The organism is Exiguobacterium sp. s78 (assembly GCF_018618985.1).
Lineage (GTDB): Bacteria > Bacillota > Bacilli > Exiguobacteriales > Exiguobacteriaceae > Exiguobacterium_A > Exiguobacterium_A abrahamii.
This window is the reverse complement of the sequence record NZ_JACSNB010000001.1, coordinates 1,320,146-1,337,110: the sequence shown is the minus strand read 5'-3', so window position 1 is coordinate 1,337,110 and position 16,965 is coordinate 1,320,146. Positions and strand designations below refer to the sequence as shown.

The following is a 16,965-nucleotide window of genomic DNA, read 5'->3' as shown; positions in this document are numbered from 1 at the left end:
GATGGAAACGGGGCTGTTTTTTAAGAAGACAATCGATCTGCTTCGGTTGCTTCAGCGCGTGGTGCACGCCAGAAATACGTCAGTAAAATGCCGACTGCGAGCATGACTGTCGCAAAATAGAACGGATAGTTCAAATTGACGTCAAAGAGTAGTCCACCAACGATCGGTCCGAGAATGTTGCCGATGCTCGTAAACATCGAGTTCATTCCGCCGACGAATCCCTGTTCATTTCCGGCAATCTTCGAAAGATAGGTCGTGACAGCGGGGCGCATCAAGTCGAAACCGACGAAGACGACCATCGTCACGAGAATGATCGAGAGATAGTTCGTCACGAACGTCATCAAGACGACGAGCAGTGTCGAACCGATCAAGCTGTACCGAATCAAGCGAATCTCACCGAACCAGCGCGTCAAACGATCGAACAGTCCAACTTGGACGATGACGCCGACGATCGCACCGAGAGAAATCGCAAGCGCAATGTCCTTCGCCGTGAAGCCGAACTTCCGATCGACGAACAAGGCGAACAACGACTCGAATGAGGCAAGACCGAACGATGAGATCAACAGGACAAGAAAAGCGATGAAATAGAGCGGACTGAAGACTTTCCGGAAACCGGTCTGTTGTTTGACCGTCGTTGTCTCGTAGTGACGTTCCGGTTCCTTAAGCGTAAAGACGGATAACACCATCGCTGTCAAACCGAACGCAGCAGCAAAGAAGAACGGTGTCCGCGAGCCGAGGTCAGCGAGGAACCCACCAATCCCCGGTCCGATGATGAAACCGGTCGAGATGGCAGCAGACATATATCCGAGCGCTTTCGGACGAGTCTCGTTCGTCGTGATGTCAGCGATGAATGCCGTGACGGCTGGCATGATGAAAGCCGCACTGACACCACCGAGAATCCGTGACGCGAACAGGACTTCGACGCTTTGACCGAGACCGAATAAGAGCTCGGACATACTGAAGATGAACAAACCAATGATGATCATCGGTTTACGTCCGTACTTGTCGACGGCACGTCCCGCGAGTGGTGAAAGAATCAGTTGTGCAAAGGCGAAGGCGGAAACCATGTAACCGACCGTCGCCCCGGAGATGTTCAACTCGTTCATGATCGTCGGTGTGACGGGAATGACGAGTCCGATGCCTAAAAAGGCGATGAATAAGTTGAGCAGGAGTGTACTTAAAATCAATGTATTGTTTTGCATAGTTCACCTCAATAGAATTAAATCGTTTTTGACATACCGCGCCAGACGATCGGCCAGACAGCTTGCTGTCGAGCGTGAAACGCGTCGACACCGTTGTAGACGAGTTCCGTCAGCGTACCTTCCGCAACCGTCAGATAGGCGAGAGCGGCACTTTTGTAATCCGTCGAATAGAGAATCTGTTCCGTTCGGTCTCGTTCGCGAAGTAATCGCGTCAATAGATCGTGCAGCGAATCGAAAAACGGATTGAAGCGGTCCGTCATTTCTTGTTCGAGCTTTTCCGGTGGAAAATAGGCAGCCCGAAGAATGAATCGCATCAGGATATCATCTTGCTGTTCCGAAATGAACCAATCGAAGAAGCCGTGCAGCGATTGCTCGAGCGGCTGCTGCCGCGTACTCGTGAAATACGTCGCAAAGCGGCGCTTTTGTTCTTGCAAGGCATACGTCGTCGCTTGCAGGAACAGGTCGTCCTTCCCTTTATAGTGCGCATAGATCGATGGCTTTTTTATGCCAACCTCTGTCGCGATCTCTTGCAACGATGCCCCTTCATAGCCGTGCGCAGCAAAATGATGGATGCTCGTCTGTAACAATTGTTGGGCTTTCAGATGAATCACCTTCCTAACGGTCGTTAGGTAACACTGTAACAGCAAATTTCAAATGTAGTCAATCAGATTGTCTTACCGCACAAAAAAAAACTGACTCCGCGAAGGCGGAATCAGTTAAGGAAGAATCATTATTTATTCATGACACGACCGCGTGTTGCGACACGTGAGCCGACGATTCCTGCGAATGACGTGAAGAGGAGTGTCAGAAGCAGTCCGACGAACGCCCAGATCGAAACTTTTGACGCCGTTTGTGTCGCTTGTTCTGTTTGCTCGCGGACATCTTGAACCGTTTTCTTGAGGTCAGCGGATGTTTCATCAAGCGTTTGTTTAGCAGTTTCAATTTGTTGCGTCGTTTCTTTTGTTGCCGTGTTGAGACCATCAACGATGTTTTGCGTCGCTTCTTCCGCTTCAGCACCTGTCAAATCGGTGTTTTTCGCGACAGCATCAGCGATTTTATCTTCATCGACTGATTTCTCGATTTTTTCAGCTCGTGCTGTCAACGAATCACCGAGATCCTGGACGATCGTATCGAAATTCTCTGGTTTCGTGATCGCTTCCTTACCAGCAGCCGTGACGTCTTCTTGAACAGCGTCAAGTTCGTTCTGCAAGTAACCTGGTTGCAATTCTTTGATGTCCGTATCTTTTAAGATTTCGTCGACGTTCCCTTCAAGTTCTTTCGTATCAACTTGTGACACGTTTTTCGTAATCGAATCGAATCCTTTCGTCGCAGCGTCTTGCGCCGTCGAAGCAACGGATCCGACGCCGTTACCAGCCGCACCACCGACCGTACCGAGTAATGAGCCGACCGATTGTAACGTATTGACCGTCGTGAACGTCAAGAGAGCGAACAAGAGAATGACGCTCGTCGACCATGTCAAGAAACCGTGGACGAGACCGGCACGTGCCGACGTCACACCGGAGACGAATCCGGCAACGAACAGCGAGATGAGCAATGAAAGGATTGCCCAGATGATCAAGCCAGTTCCAACACCATCGAACGGGTTATTTGACGTGACGTCCGTGACGCCGAGTCCGATCGCTGAACCGATTAAACTAAATAAGATCAATAAAGATAGAAATGATACCACACCTGCAAAAATCGAGCTCCATGAGATGTTACGACCTGCTCCGTCCGCTTCCGCTCGGAAATGCGACGAAAAGCCTCTGTTTGTCTTTTCCATAATAAGCACTACCTCTCCCCAAATTGGTCTTTCAAGTTCGAGATGTTCATGAATGTAAAAGCTTCATCTCAAGTTTCTTACGCGCATAGCTCTTATATAACCGGTAACTAAATAAGAGAAACCTAGTATTATAGGTACATGATTAATGGTCGTCTGAACTTCAACGAAGTGATATTGGTTGCGTTTGAAGAAAAAGCATCGTACACTCTTATCAAGTATCACGTTATACTGTACAGTTTAAAATCAAAAGGAGGTGATCCCCCGTTTTTAGGGGGATACAAGTTGGACATCGTCTTAACACTGAATTTGTTGTTGCTCGTCGTATTGATTGGTTTGACCGCGTTTTTCGTCGGTTCGGAATTTGCTGTCGTTAAAGTCCGGATGTCACGTCTCGACCAGATGGTGCAAGAAGGAAAAAAGGGAGCAGTACTTGCGAAGAAGGTCGCAGGAGATCTCGATTATTACTTGTCGGCCTGTCAGCTCGGTATTACGATCACTGCACTTGGTCTGGGTGCACTCGGGAAACCGACCGTCGAGAAATTGTTGACACCGGTCTTTGATGAACTTGGTGTCGCCGTTGCGCTGTCAACGATTCTCTCATACAGTATCGCTTTCATCTTCGTAACGTTTCTCCACGTAGTCATCGGAGAACTTGCACCGAAGACGCTCGCGATCCAGTATGCGGAACGGATGACGTTACTGCTAGCGCCTTCACTCTATGTATTCGGAAAAGTCATGTATCCGTTCATCTGGATCATGAACGGTTCGGCCCGTGTCCTCTTGCGGATGTTCGGTGTGAAACCAGCCGGTCACGAACAAGCCCATTCCGAAGAAGAGTTGAAAATCATCATGGCACAAAGTTTTCAAAGTGGTGAGATCAATCAATCGGAACTCGCCTTGATGCAAAACGTCTTTGCGTTTGATGAGCGTGTCACGCGCGACATCATGGTGCCACGGATGAACATGATGGTCATTTCGGACGAGATGAGTTGGGAAAATCTATTACAGACGATGTCTGACAATCCGTATACACGTTACCCGGTCAGTGAAGGAACGGATAAGGACCGGATTAGTGGTTATATCAACGTCAAGGAAGTGCTCGCCCATCACGCGGTACAAGACGAACGAGAACTTGCATCGTTCCTTAAACCGTTGCCGGTCGTCTCGGAATTGACACCACTGCAAGAAACACTCTTGAAGATGAAACAGACACGGTCACACATCGCTCTCGTCATCGACGAGTATGGTGGGACATCCGGTTTGATCACGATGGAGGATATTTTGGAGGAAATCGTCGGTGATATCCGTGATGAATTCGATGAAGCGGAGCAAGCCGAAATCGAACAGTTACCGGACGGCTCGTACCGCTTAGCGGGTACTGTCCTATTAGTTGAAATTGAAGAACGATTTGGTCTTCGGTTCACTGAAGCAGAGGCGGTCGACACGATCGGTGGATATATCCAATCACGGACGGCTGTTTTTGAAGAGGGAACGATCGTCACAGATGAGGCGTTTACGCTTGAAATCTTGCGTTCTGCCCAATATCAGATTCAGGATGTCAAGTTGACCTTGCCGTCAAGCTAACAGAAAGACCCGTTTTGCTTAGTAGTTCAATCTACTGAGCTGGCGGGTCTTCTTTTATCAAACGAGGTCTTAGCGCGTTCATCAAAGAGAAGTATGATAATATTCCGGACCGACGAGCTCGCGAATCGATAAGATTTGGCGATAAAGCGAGAGTATATCTACTAGATGCTCAGGAAAGTGGTCTCTTTAATCAACAAACGTTCAAGGTTATACATAATTATTGTGATTTTCCATTCAATTGTTAGAAGTTCGAGACGATATAAGGAATGAAGTTCACAAATAAATGAGGGAGAGAAGCATATGAAATGGTTCGCGAAATCAGCATCACCGTCCTTTGATGCGCGCATCGAAGGCGAACGCGCTCATGTCGTGTTGAATGTTCCGACATCCTTACATGAACAATTACGTTTAATCGGTCTAGAAGCAGTCGATTTACAAATTGTCCGGGTCATCCGCGAAGATGTATCCCGTTGGATGCCGAGCATGGTCGACGCGTTCTACGAGGAGCTGGTTCGTGTTCCGTCACTCCGGCATTTGATTGAACAGCATTCGACGCTCGAACGATTGAAAGGCACTCTCGCTCGGCACATCCTGCAAATGTTCGATGGTCAGGTGACGATGGACTATATCGAAGCCCGGCGCCGGATCGCCGAGCGACATGTTCAAATCGGGCTGCATAATAAATGGTATATCGCCGCCTTCCAAAAAGTCTGGAACGTCCTCAGTGAACAGATTGACGGCAGTGATTGGCCGGAAGCAGAACGTGTCCGGATCATGCGGGCAGCGGGGAAACTCTTCAACCTCGAGCAACAGATCGTCATGACGATGTATGAGGATCAAATCGATGAGGAACGCCAAGCGATCGCGACAGCCAAACGGCACGTCGGAGATGGCGTTCAAAAATCAACGGAAGAACTTGCTGCGATGAGTGAAGAGTCGTCAGCGAACTTCCAAGAGATTGAACGGCACGCCAAACACGTCTCGACGACGACAGACGCAATTTCAATCCAGTTGACGGAAGCGGTCAGTGAAGCAGAAGCAGGTGTCGTCCTCGTCGAAGAGGAGACACGTCGCTTTGAACATGTCGTTGCAGATTTATCACGGACGACCGAACAAGTCGCTGAACTGTCTCGTCTGTCACAGGAAATCGAGCGAATCGCCGGGATGGTGACGACGATTTCTGATCAGACGAACCTGCTCAGTTTGAACGCCTCGATCGAAGCGGCACGTGCTGGGGAGATGGGGCGCGGGTTTACCGTCGTTGCGCAAGAAATTCGGAAACTCGCTGAAGAGAGTAAACAGTCGGCAGCAGAGACGTCGCGGATCGCCCAAGAAATCACGCAAAAGATGCTCGTCGTCTCAGAGCGGATGGGAACGACGGAGACGGCGGTTGTCCGAACGACGACGGAGATGCAACAAGTCGTCCGTGCCTTCTCACGGATTTCGGAACAGACGGATGCGGTCTCGCGGCAAATTCATGAACTATCGACCGATACGAAGGATGTCGCCGGAACGATCGAAGGCATGCGTAAGATCGCAGAAGCGATTGCTGAGACGGCGGATGACTTACAAGAAGTCGCAGCAACCTTATAAGTGATCCCTCCTTTCTACGGGAAAGGAGGATTTTTTTGTCGTTTTATGGAAAAATGAAAGTGGAGGTGTGAATGGTTTATGGTTCAGAGTCTACTACTGATTGTTTTATGTTTTTTAGCATTGATTGGACATTATTTGATGACAGGGGAACTCGCTCCACGTGAGTTGTACGGGTTACTCGGTTTAACGGGCGTCGCTTTCGTGATCGGTGGAGTCGAATGGTGGCAAATCCGGCGCGATTTACGTTATCGGGGAGTAGAAGAGGGGATATCCGTTCGCTTGGCAGATCGGGCGAGCCGAAAGACGAATACGGTCTTTCTCGCGCATGAACGATGGCTGACGTTCTCACGTCGATACGCCACGTGGTGGCAGGCAATCCTTGCGCGCTTCGAAAAGTTCGAATCATTTTTTCTCGACGTGACGTTCGAAGGAGACGGGGAACAATTACAAATTAAAGAGACGAGAACGGAGTGGCTCCGCAATACGACACATTTCGTGATTCGCAAAGACGGACGCGATGTCGGAACGATTCGTAACGATGCGGCACTGCGTCAGCAACTGCAGCTGCAAGAAGTCTTACTCGTCTCGTATGCCGATCAGGAGTATCAGATTCGGTCCTCGACGCTTACGCGAAAAATCGGCGTCTATCAAAACGGGGATTGTATCGCGACGGGGTCACGACACGGGGCGCGACTCGTCTTTGATTGTGACACGAACGAACGTCTCTTAGCCGTCGCTAGTATGATCGTCTTTCGACTTGTTTATTCGAAGTGATTTTATTTCACTGACCGTACTATTGATTTAAAAATTCAAAGCACAAGAAGTAATAAGATAGGTCGTTCGCCTAATGATTATATGAATACATACAAAAAAGGCGCGCTGATTCTCTTTTGTAGAGATCCAGCGCGCCTTTTCGTTAACCGGTCTTTCGGATCGATTCGAACAACCGTCCCTTATAGACGTCGGCAATCGTATTGAGGAACGTCTCGCTCAACTTTTTCGGGAAGAACGGTTTTGCATATACATAATGATATGCCTTCTTCAAATCATCCCATTGTGTACACGGTTCCGTTTGACGGAACCGAGCGACGTCGATGATCCGTGTTCCATTAGCGGTCAAAAGGATATTGCGTAAATGGATGTCTGATGGGTTCAAACCGACGGATCGTGCTTGTGCTAAAGCCGTATCGACTGTCGTTAAGACGGATTCCGGGATGAACGTCCCGCTGACGAGACATTCGAATAACGTTTGACCTTCAATGTATTCAAGCACGATATAATCGGCACCGTATTCGTAGACTTGCGCATACGTCGGAAAATCAGTCAATTGTGCGTAGATGCTCCCTTCGAGATCAGCGAGCGTTCGAAACGACGGGTAAAATTTCTTGATGACGCGATCCGTACCGCGGATGCGAAAGACGAACGCACTTCGTCCTGTCCCGATTAAGTCAAGTTCACTCGGAAGATGCTCGATCGTACAAACGAAGCCTGTTTCTTTCAATTGGATCAATTGCGCTAACTCAGCGTCAGTTTTCAATGGTGTCACTTCCTTTCCTCCTTCATTTCTTATACCCATTATACGCTCATCTGACAGGAAAAGTTTCAAAAATCGCTTGTGTGTGAAAGTTTTGAACATTATGTGATATGCTAAAAATGCTACAATGTTACATACTTTAAGGGGGTTTTTAATCATGTCAACGACACAACAATGGCGCGACCATTTCGATGGTCTTCGCGCATACGAAGAAGCCGTCGCATTACTTTACTGGGATATGCGGACATACATGCCGGATCAAGGCGCAGCAAACCGTTCCGCGTCGATCGGATTCCTCTCGACAGAGAGCTTCCGTCGCCGGACAGGCGAAACATACCAACAATTACTAGCAGCAATGGAGCAAGAGACGCTGACGGGCATCGAAGCGATCTCGTTCGCAAAAGCAAAAGAAGCATTCGATCGCGACTCGAAGATTCCAGAAGCCGAGTACCAAACATTCATCACGTTGATCTCTGAGGCAGAGAGCGTCTGGGAAAAGGCGAAGGACGCAAACGATTGGTCGATGTTCGAACCATACCTCGAGAAAATCGTCGCGATGGAGCGCCAGTTCGTCGAGTATTGGGGCTATGACGCGCACCCATATGACGCACTGCTCCATGACTATGAGCCGGGGATGACGGTCGCGACACTCGACCCATTGTTCGCAGAACTCCGTCAAGCGATCATCGGTTTGCTCGGTCAGCTCGAAGGAAAAGACTTCCCGACGCTTGACTGGTCAGCGGACCGCGAGACACAGATTGCCTTGAACCAAGAATGGTTACGCGATATCGGCTATGACTTCACGTCTGGTCGCTTGGATGAGACGGTCCATCCGTTCCAGACGACGATCAACCGGAAGGACGCACGCATCACGACGAAATACGATGAGAACGACTATCGGAACTCTGTCTTCGGCACGATGCATGAAGCCGGACACGCGACGTATGAGCAAGGCATCGAACCGGAACTCGATTCACTCGGTCTCGGTGACGGTGCTTCGATGGGGATTCACGAATCTCAATCACTGTTCTTTGAGAACTTCATCGGACGTAACCAAGGCTTCCTCGAAGCACGTTATCATGGCTTACAACAAGCGATCCCATCACTGGCTGACGTCCCGTTCGAACGCTTCTATGCAGCGGTCAATGAAGTCAAGCCGTCACTGATTCGGATCGAAGCCGATGAATTGACGTATGCCCTTCATATCATCATCCGCTATGAGCTGGAAAAACGCCTGATGACAAAAGAGCTCGAAGTCAAGGATCTCCCGCAAGAATGGAACCGTCTCTATAAAGAGTATCTCGGTGTGGATGTGCCGAGTGACGCAAAAGGCGTCTTACAAGATGTCCATTGGTCAGGTGGCTCGTTTGGTTACTTCCCAAGTTATGCGCTCGGTCTCGTCTATGCGGCGCAGCTGAACGAAGCGCTTCGTCGTGACGTCGACAACGTCGATGGTCTGATCGCAGCGGGAACACTCGCTCCAATTAAAGGCTGGTTGAAAGAAAACATCCACCGTCACGGGAAATCGAAGACACCGGCTGAACTGATCGAAGCAGCAACGGGTCAATCGATCTCTGTCGCACCACTCGTCAACTACTTGACGAAGAAATACACGCGTGTCGTCGAGGCACTCTGATGTTGTGGTTTGCACACCGCGGCGTCAGTGACCGTTTTCCGGAGAACACGCTCGAAGCCATCGCTGCTGCGATTGAAGACGACGTCGATGGGGTCGAATTCGATGTCCATTTCTCAAAGGACGGTGTCGGTGTCATCATTCACGATGAGACCGTCAACCGGACGACGAACGGGAAGGGGCGCGTCATCGACATGACGGTTGCCGAACTGCAGGCGCTGGATGCTGGAGCACGATTCAAAGGGGAACCGATCAAGACGAAGATTCCGACGCTTGACGAAGTCCTCGCAATCCTTGCACCAGTGACCCTGCGTCTCAACATCGAGCTGAAGACGGATACGATCCGCTATGACGGTATCGAGGCGTATGTCCTCGAACGTTGCGCGGCGCACGGCATCGCGACCGACCGGCTGTTATTCAGTTCGTTCAACCATTATTCGGTTGCCTTGATCCGGAAGCTCGACCCAAGCGTTGAGACGGCGATTCTCTATCCGTATCCGATCTATCATCCGGAAGAACAAGCCCTCCGGATTGGTGCGACCGGAATCCATCCCGATTATCGACGAGTGACGGAAGCGGACGTCGCGTTCGCTCACGCGCAAGACGTCACGGTCCGGGTCTATACCCCGAAGACGGTCGAGGATGTCCGGCAGATGCAGCGGATCGGTGTCGACGCCGTCATCGTCAACGATCCAAAAGGGATGCGCGACACACTCGAAGGATGAGGAGGAGGAAGGGATGCGCAAGGAATACGTATTCGTCATCAGTTTGTCGCTCGTCGCTTTATTCGTCGGACTTCAGCTTGGTTTTGCCCGCTTACCGGAACCAAAACCGAAGCAAGTGACGACGACACCGATGCGCCCTGCGGATTATCAGGCAGGACTTGCGTCAGCGAAACGGGAACTGAAGCAGATTCAGCGCTTCACCTTGAAAAGCACCCTTCCTGCGGATGGAACGACGGTGACCTGGATTTATGAGACCCCATCCGATGAACGAATTGCGGTCGATTGGTATTACGTCGAGAGTTATCCGGAAGAACAAGTCCAGATGACACGAAACGAGACATCCCGGATCATCTCGTACGAACGCTATTTAATCGTCATCCGACCGATTTACGGAACGGTCGTCGATAGTGAACTCGAACAGTTCGCTCTTCGCTTTACAGGTTACTTCACGACACAACAACAGGGGGAAAACGATGTCAGGTAAAATCATTCTCTTGATTGGTGGATCGGGCAGCGGAAAGTCCTCCCTGATCAAACGTCTGCGAACGGAATACGCGCACGTCCGGTTCATCCCGTCGGTCACGACCCGACCGAAACGACCGACGGAGATTGATGGAGCAAGCTATCATTTCGTCGACGTCAAGACGTTCCAACAATTGATCCAAGACGACGGCTTCATCGAATACGCCCACGTCCACCGGGCGTGGTACGGGACACCGCGTCAAGCGTATGTCGATGTCCTCGAACAGGATCAAATCGTCATTAAGGACATTGATCCGAAAGGGGCGGCGAACTTCAAGCGTTTGTTTGGCGACCAAGTGATTACGATTTTCGTCTCGGTCCCACCCGACTTGATGAAGGAACGACTGTTGATGCGCGGGGATACACCGGAGTTTGAAGCGCGACTCGTCGATTACGAGGAAGCGTGGAAAGACCGCGATCATTATGATTATATGATTGAAAACATCGATTTTGAGACAGCGTATGCCGATCTGCTTGAGATCATTGCTGGCTACATTCCACAGGCATGACGAAGAGGACGCAAGATGCGTCCTCTTTTTGATGTCAGAAAGGAGTCTTCATGCTACCTTTGCATCCCTTACTCACGCACGTTGAGAGCGAAAGACAGTTATCTGGTCGATCGCGCCAAGCCGTCTGGTCCGTCAAGACGGCAACAGCGCACTACATCGTCAAGGTCGTGACGGATTCGTTTAGTCGTCAATTTGAACGAGAAGCCGCTTTAGCGATTCCAAAACAAGCGGGATTGTCTCATGCCTTACCGCTAGCGACCGGACGGACCGCAACGACCGCTTACGGCATCTATCCGTACCTACCCGGAAAAACCGTTCGAAGCGTGCTCGAGGAGTCACCGGAACTTGCGCCTCAGCTTGGTCAGGAGACAGGGCAAGCGTTGAGACGCATTCATGACGTCACCGCACCGAGCGAAATGACGTCTTGGAGCGAACGTTGCCAGGCGAAACATGACCGCTATCGCGCAGCGATTGACGGGTTGCTTGAGCCAACGTGGATCGAGCGTCTTGATCGATTCATTAGCGAGCGGATTTCGTTACTTCAGGCACGTCCGAATCGATTGCAACATGACGACGTTCATCTCGATAATCTCCTTGTCGAGGATGGGCATCTTTCCGCTTTCCTTGATTACGGGAACCATGATTATGGCGATCCGTGGCATGACTTCGTTAAATGTGGTCTGTTTCAGGTCGAGACGAGTCCGGTATTTGCCCGTCACATGATTAAAGGATATTTCGAGAACGAAGTACCGTCCGACTTTTGGCGAATGTATAGTCTTTACATGGCGACGGTCGTCTTTTCAGCACTCGTCTGGGCGAAGCGGTTCGATGCAGACGGAATGCAAGCGATGCAACGACGTGTTCAGCGAATCATTCAAGATCATGCTGGCTTTCAGCGGGACATCCCGCTTTGGTATGAGACTTGAACAGCAAGGACAACAAAAACATGATGCGTTCGTCTCTCTTGACTGAGAAACGAACGCATCATGTTTGGTCTGAATCATATATTCGAAGCGATACTTACCACTCGAAGCCTTCTTCACTATACTTGCCGTTCGAATTGAAGAATCGTTCTTCTGTTTTACCGTTTACCGTACTCGTATAAATGACGTAGACGTCGAGATGATCATTCTGATCCGCCATCTTTTTAGCAGCTTTCTTAGCATCGGCTTCATTCGTATGTGTCTCTGACTTGCTTGCCTTGCCGTGTTTTTCTTGCCCTTGTTCTTCGTAACCTTCTACTGTCCATACTTTTTTTGATGACATCCTTAACTTCCTTTCCTGCCAAAAGCGAGTCCGCTTGGCTGTTACATTATGCTGTGCAAAACGAGCACTCGTCAACCGTTGCCGTTCATTCTTTGACGATCTCGTCCAAATGATCGGCATAATAACGGATTGCTCGGTCAAATGTCTGGATCGAGGCGTCCGACGACGTCGTAGCAAGACTCTTCAGCAACCGACCGACTGCCTGATCGGCTTGACCGAGATTGTACTCCGTCATTGCGAGGAAGGCTTGCAGGGCATGGGCGTCCGGAAACTCACGGAGCGCACGATGAAACACGTCTGACGCAACTTCGAACTGACCGATGACACGATATGTACTGCCGAGCCCGATATATGCCTGCAGACGGTCCTCACCTGCAAGACCGAGTGCTAGGGCTTGTTCGTAATAGGGAACAGCAGCCTGCTCCTCACCGAGACTATCATGACACCACGCCATCTGATAGAGAACGGTCGGGTCGTTAGGTGCCGTCTCGACATACTGACGAACGACAGCCTTCGCTGCTTCATATTGCCCCGTCTGTCGTAACTGTTGCACCGATTCGAAATCAAACATCGTGTTTCCTCCTCCTGAATAAACTAAAAAACGGATCCGGTCATCCTGACCGGATCCGTTCGATTGAACAGCTTAGATTGTTTTTTCAAGCTTCGTCAAGAGCGTCCGGAACAGTTCGAGTTCCTGATCCGAGAAGTCCTCGAAGACGTCTGCGAGGTAATCCATCTTCATCGATTCGAGTTTTTCATAGAGCTCGATGCCTTTTGGAGTGGCGCGGAGTTCGACGACACGACGATCGAGTTCACTTCGCTCACGCGAGATCAACTCTTTTTTCGTCAATTCGTCTGCTAATGCCGTGATCATGCTCGCTGAGAATTGGAACTCCTGCGAGAGGGCAGAGGCGATTTGCGGACTGTTCGCACAAAGGGACTTCAAGATGAAGAATTCATTGCGTGTCAAGTAAGTCGTGAACATGCTACGCACGTCCTTTTTGATCGCGCGGTAGTTCATCCGTAATCCTTTTTCTGTATCAACGATCAACTGATCGCGTTGTGCTACTTCTAGTGTAGTTGCCATGTATCGTTCACTCTTTCTATACCGTAGTTTCTTTCACTCGTGATTTAGTATAGTGAAAAATTTTAGTTTAATCAATATTTTTCTCTTGAATCATCTGTTTCGACGACGCGGGCGACTTGGGCGACGATCTCTTCGACGTTGCGCAGTTCTGGATAGAAGCGGCGGAAGAAGTAGTCGATCCGGTGTGTATCTTCGCCAGCAATCGTCAGTGCCATGCAGATATAGGCGATGCCGATTCCTTGACGGGGCAGGAACGGATTCGGCATGACCTTCGCACAGCGTAAGGCGAGCGGACTGTGGGTCGTGACGGCTTCAATCAATTCCCCGTATGTCCGGATATCGACATAATGGAACATCCGAATTAGTTCGTTGATCAATTGTTGATCGGAATCGAGCATCATTTGCGATGTAACGAGTCGTTTATCGAGCTCGTTAATGACCGGGGAGTGATCGATGAAGTAGTTCAAGTTATCTGCCGTGATCCGGACTTGATGTGGGTCAGACAAGATTTGTTGAACGGTCTCGTCTTCAAATTGTTTTAACTGTTTCTTGATGTTGACGAACTCCTGATCGGCGATCTCGAGTAATCCTGCCACACGACTGAAGCTGCGCCGGACTTCTGCTGGGACACTGTTCGGATTTTTATATCCGAGATCATGTTCGATCTCCGCCCACGCGTGTTGCAGGATCGAGCGAATCTGGATCTCAGCCGTGTAGTCCTTAAAACGTCCATACTCGCTCAGGGCAAGCCGCTGATCGCTGAGTGAAGCGACGAAGTGGACCGAGAGATAACCGAATTCCGTCGTATCGAGCAACGTCGACTTATCGACCGATTGATCGCGATCGATCGCGAACTCATTCTCGATGATGCGTGCCGCTTCCCGGACGTCGTCATGGAAATAAGTGACGATCCGAATCCCGGTCAAGTCATGGACGTCCTTGAGTGAACGGTATTTGTTCGGTTGCCGTAAGACTTTTTGATACAGACTCTCGGAGTCCTTCGTCCGGGCGACGATTGAGTGGTATTTGATGCCTGCCGCGTCCAGCAACTCGGACAAGAGCATCTTCAACTTGTCGGCGTAGGCATCGTATTCTTCCTTATCGTTGACATATTCGAGCATCATCGTATTTAAATCTTGTGATTGCACCGTTTCGCACCTTCCTCATCCTGTAGTCATCTAGCCATATTGTAGCACTCTGCTTCGTTAAACGCACAGCAAGACCCTGTTTGAAGCAGTACGATTCGTGGGAAAAAGACAAGTAGTACGTGTCCGGGAGGAGATTAATCATGGAAATAGTGGATGCCCGTGCTTTACCCGCCGATCATATGGATGTTTTGCATGTCACACCATCGTCGATCTATTTTCGACGTCGTCTTGATGACGCCCGTTACCACATCAGCCGGTATGATCTTGAAGATCAAGAACAGGTCGATCTAACGCCAGAAGCCTTGACGGATCACGGACCAACCCGACCGTTCGTGCGGCACGGAAGAGTCTATTGTTTGAATGAACATACGCAAGAACAGGGCGGGGAGACGGAAGTGCTCGTCATCGATCTCTTGTCCGGTAAACGGGAGCAGATTGCATCGTTTTATGTCGAAGGGGATTTGACGCTCTACTGGGTGCTCAATGAGAACTATCTCGTATTCTTACAGACGACGGATACGACGTCTGCGTTTCTGTATGACGTCAAGGATGAATCGCGGCAGACGATTCGCGATCCACGGCTCTACGGGATGACGGAGAATTACCGGGAACTCTATTTCTTTCTCGTCACGCTCGAAGACAAGGAGTACATCGTCTGTAATGCTCGGCTCGATGAGTTCTCGTTCTATGATGCCCTTGAAAGTGGTGTCATCTCACCAGAAGATCCGATCGACCACTCGGAAAGTCTGTTGATTGCCCCACTACCGACCTTGATCGAGGAGATCGAACAGGGTGTTGAGCACTTATCGTTCGCAACCTTGTTGAAGTTAGAAGGGGAAGGGGATACCGTTCAGTATCTCGGAGAACAGGAAGGGCATCTGATCTTTAGTGCCTATACTGACCGTCTAAACGAAGAAATCTTTTACCGGATTGATACGGAAGCGAGTGTCGAAGAGGTTGCCCGAATTCAGTGGAGTGACTATGAACCGCTCGACTTCACATACGATGACGTCGAGTCGACGATCTTCATCGTCAATGACCGGTCTGAACACCATCATGAAGTGATCAACTTACGCAACGGTGCCCGATTCCTCGATAAGGAACCGTTCGAACGTGTCTTACGTGGACGCTTCTATTTACACGAAGCGATCGGAGACGACGCGGAACCGATGGTCACGGTTTACGACGCAGAACATAATGAACGCTACCGGTTCGAGGATGCCTATTATGTCACCGTGTCCGGGGAACTTGTCATCTTATCGGTCCATCAACTATAAAAAAGAGCGGTTGTTCTTTTCGTGAGAGCAACCGTTCATCATCAAGAATATAATTATTTCAACTACCGAAATTATTATAAAAAATAAAAACCAGCCGAGAGTAAACCTCAGGCTGGCTAGAAATGCTACACTTATTCTGCGTCAGTCGTACGTGTATAGACGTCGACTTGGATGTTTCCAGCAGTTGCACGTGAGTAAGGGCAGACCGTATGCGCAACTTTCGCAAGTTCAGCCGCCGCTTCTTCCGAGATCCCGCGGACGAGAACATCGAGTTCGACAGAGAGCATGAATCCGTCAGCTGCTTCGTTTAATGTTACGTGTGCTGTAACTTCACTTCCGTCGTGTTTGATGCCTTGTTTACGAGCAACGAGATTCAATGCAGAGTCGAAGCAAGCAGAATATCCTGCAGCAAAGAGTTGCTCTGGGTTTGTGGCTTGTTTTTTCGATCCTGGTACCGGCATTGCGAGGGCGACGTCAAGGATTCCGTCCTCCGATACGACGCGTCCGTCGCGACCTCCGACAGCTGTTGCAGATGATGTGAACATTGGTTTCATGTGTGTAACTCCCTTTCGTTGTTAGATTCAAATAAGTAGCTTACAATTAGATTGTATACAATTTAAATCGAAATGCAACTCGTTTGCTCACGATTGGAGGAATTTTTTATGAACCCGTTAGCTTTAGATGAACAACTCTGTTTTCCGTTTTATGCGATTTCGCGTGAGATCACGCGTCGTTATCGTCCGTTACTTGAACCCCTCGGTCTGACGTATCCACAATATCTCGTCATGCTCGTCGTCTGGGAGGAGGAGGGACAATCGCTTAAAGCCATCGGCGAACGGCTCCATCTTGACTCCGGTACGTTAACGCCGTTACTTAAGAAACTCGAAGCAGCAGATCTGTTGCGACGCGTCCGTAAACCGGAAGACGAACGGCACATCCAGATTTTTTTGACAGATGCCGGTCGTGCGTTACGGAAACAAGCAGAGACCGTTCCGCTTGATCTCGTCCAAACACTCGACGTCGACGAAGAAGACTTACGCGTCGTCAAAGCGGCACTGAATCGTCTCGTCATGAAAATGAGCGACCCGGATTAACCGGATCG

At 49.8% G+C, this 16,965-nt stretch carries 19 protein-coding genes; 10 read left to right on the top strand and 9 right to left on the bottom strand.

The window, feature by feature from the left end; translation table 11 throughout:
• Positions 1 to 20 precede the first annotated feature (20 nt).
• The 3 genes from KNQ18_RS06855 to KNQ18_RS06845 all read right to left on the bottom strand — a co-directional run bounded on the left by KNQ18_RS06855 (position 21) and on the right by KNQ18_RS06845 (position 2,985).
• The gene (locus KNQ18_RS06855; RefSeq protein ID WP_058265930.1) at positions 21 to 1,202 is read right to left on the bottom strand and encodes an MFS transporter; all 1,182 of its coding nucleotides are present in this window, start codon (positions 1,200 to 1,202) and stop codon (positions 21 to 23) included.
• Positions 1,203 to 1,219: 17 nt separating this feature from the next.
• On the bottom strand, positions 1,220 to 1,813 hold the full coding sequence (locus KNQ18_RS06850; RefSeq protein WP_023468277.1) for a TetR/AcrR family transcriptional regulator: 594 nt from the start codon (positions 1,811 to 1,813) through the stop codon (positions 1,220 to 1,222).
• 119 nt (positions 1,814 to 1,932) lie between these two features.
• Positions 1,933 to 2,985 (bottom strand): hypothetical protein, encoded by a 1,053-nt coding sequence (locus tag KNQ18_RS06845; protein ID WP_251133310.1) that lies wholly within the window; start codon positions 2,983 to 2,985, stop codon positions 1,933 to 1,935.
• Positions 2,986 to 3,267: 282 nt separating this feature from the next.
• Between KNQ18_RS06845 and KNQ18_RS06840 the strand changes: the two genes are divergently transcribed.
• The 3 genes from KNQ18_RS06840 to KNQ18_RS06830 all read left to right on the top strand — a co-directional run bounded on the left by KNQ18_RS06840 (position 3,268) and on the right by KNQ18_RS06830 (position 6,936).
• Positions 3,268 to 4,569, top strand: coding sequence for a hemolysin family protein (locus KNQ18_RS06840; RefSeq protein WP_214770046.1), 1,302 nt, complete (start codon positions 3,268 to 3,270; stop codon positions 4,567 to 4,569).
• Positions 4,570 to 4,869: 300 nt separating this feature from the next.
• Entirely contained in the window at positions 4,870 to 6,162 is a 1,293-nt protein-coding gene (locus tag KNQ18_RS06835) for a globin-coupled sensor protein (protein ID WP_064300965.1), read from the top strand.
• Positions 6,163 to 6,240: 78 nt separating this feature from the next.
• Complete coding sequence (locus KNQ18_RS06830; RefSeq protein ID WP_215084238.1) at positions 6,241 to 6,936, top strand: hypothetical protein; 696 nt, start codon at positions 6,241 to 6,243, stop codon at positions 6,934 to 6,936.
• A 142-nt stretch (positions 6,937 to 7,078) separates the two neighbouring features.
• Here the strand turns inward: KNQ18_RS06830 and KNQ18_RS06825 are convergent, their stop codons facing one another.
• Complete coding sequence (locus tag KNQ18_RS06825) at positions 7,079 to 7,708, bottom strand: Lipopolysaccharide core heptose (II) kinase (RefSeq protein ID WP_023468282.1); 630 nt, start codon at positions 7,706 to 7,708, stop codon at positions 7,079 to 7,081.
• 145 nt (positions 7,709 to 7,853) lie between these two features.
• Here KNQ18_RS06825 and KNQ18_RS06820 point away from each other — a divergent pair, with 145 nt between their 5' ends.
• From KNQ18_RS06820 to KNQ18_RS06800, 5 genes are read left to right on the top strand one after another with little or no spacing between them, the layout of a single operon-like run.
• Entirely contained in the window at positions 7,854 to 9,332 is a 1,479-nt protein-coding gene (locus tag KNQ18_RS06820; RefSeq protein WP_195865074.1) for a carboxypeptidase M32, read from the top strand.
• The gene (locus KNQ18_RS06815) at positions 9,332 to 10,054 is read left to right on the top strand and encodes a glycerophosphodiester phosphodiesterase (RefSeq protein ID WP_251133309.1); all 723 of its coding nucleotides are present in this window, start codon (positions 9,332 to 9,334) and stop codon (positions 10,052 to 10,054) included. Before KNQ18_RS06820 ends, KNQ18_RS06815 begins: the two co-directional genes overlap by 1 nt.
• Positions 10,055 to 10,067: 13 nt before the next feature.
• Entirely contained in the window at positions 10,068 to 10,538 is a 471-nt protein-coding gene (locus KNQ18_RS06810) for a hypothetical protein (RefSeq protein WP_023468285.1), read from the top strand.
• On the top strand, positions 10,528 to 11,085 hold the full coding sequence (locus KNQ18_RS06805; protein ID WP_029341679.1) for a guanylate kinase: 558 nt from the start codon (positions 10,528 to 10,530) through the stop codon (positions 11,083 to 11,085). Before KNQ18_RS06810 ends, KNQ18_RS06805 begins: the two co-directional genes overlap by 11 nt.
• 50 nt (positions 11,086 to 11,135) lie before the next feature.
• Positions 11,136 to 12,011 carry an aminoglycoside phosphotransferase family protein gene (locus KNQ18_RS06800; protein ID WP_215084236.1) on the top strand — a complete coding sequence of 292 codons (876 nt, stop codon included), beginning with the start codon at positions 11,136 to 11,138 and terminating at the stop codon, positions 12,009 to 12,011.
• 94 nt (positions 12,012 to 12,105) lie between these two features.
• Here KNQ18_RS06800 and KNQ18_RS06795 read toward each other — a convergent pair whose 3' ends face one another.
• From KNQ18_RS06795 to KNQ18_RS06780, 4 genes are all read right to left on the bottom strand, one after another.
• Positions 12,106 to 12,351 carry a hypothetical protein gene (locus tag KNQ18_RS06795; RefSeq protein ID WP_214770058.1) on the bottom strand — a complete coding sequence of 82 codons (246 nt, stop codon included), beginning with the start codon at positions 12,349 to 12,351 and terminating at the stop codon, positions 12,106 to 12,108.
• 85 nt (positions 12,352 to 12,436) lie between these two features.
• Positions 12,437 to 12,922, bottom strand: a complete 486-nt coding sequence (locus tag KNQ18_RS06790; RefSeq protein WP_058265937.1) for a tetratricopeptide repeat protein — start codon at positions 12,920 to 12,922, stop codon at positions 12,437 to 12,439.
• A gap of 72 nt (positions 12,923 to 12,994) precedes the next feature.
• Entirely contained in the window at positions 12,995 to 13,438 is a 444-nt protein-coding gene (locus KNQ18_RS06785; protein ID WP_023468290.1) for a MarR family winged helix-turn-helix transcriptional regulator, read from the bottom strand.
• A 71-nt stretch (positions 13,439 to 13,509) separates the two neighbouring features.
• Entirely contained in the window at positions 13,510 to 14,586 is a 1,077-nt protein-coding gene (locus tag KNQ18_RS06780) for a GTP pyrophosphokinase (protein WP_231681756.1), read from the bottom strand.
• A gap of 140 nt (positions 14,587 to 14,726) precedes the next feature.
• On the opposite strand from KNQ18_RS06780, the gene KNQ18_RS06775 reads away from it, so the two are divergent.
• On the top strand, positions 14,727 to 15,863 hold the full coding sequence (locus tag KNQ18_RS06775) for a Six-bladed beta-propeller, TolB-like protein (RefSeq protein ID WP_149427355.1): 1,137 nt from the start codon (positions 14,727 to 14,729) through the stop codon (positions 15,861 to 15,863).
• A 131-nt stretch (positions 15,864 to 15,994) separates the two neighbouring features.
• Here the strand turns inward: KNQ18_RS06775 and KNQ18_RS06770 are convergent, their stop codons facing one another.
• Entirely contained in the window at positions 15,995 to 16,417 is a 423-nt protein-coding gene (locus KNQ18_RS06770) for an organic hydroperoxide resistance protein (protein ID WP_029341685.1), read from the bottom strand.
• Between the two features lie 108 nt (positions 16,418 to 16,525).
• Between KNQ18_RS06770 and KNQ18_RS06765 the strand changes: the two genes are divergently transcribed.
• Entirely contained in the window at positions 16,526 to 16,957 is a 432-nt protein-coding gene (locus KNQ18_RS06765) for a MarR family winged helix-turn-helix transcriptional regulator (RefSeq protein ID WP_023468293.1), read from the top strand.
• Positions 16,958 to 16,965 lie beyond the last annotated feature (8 nt).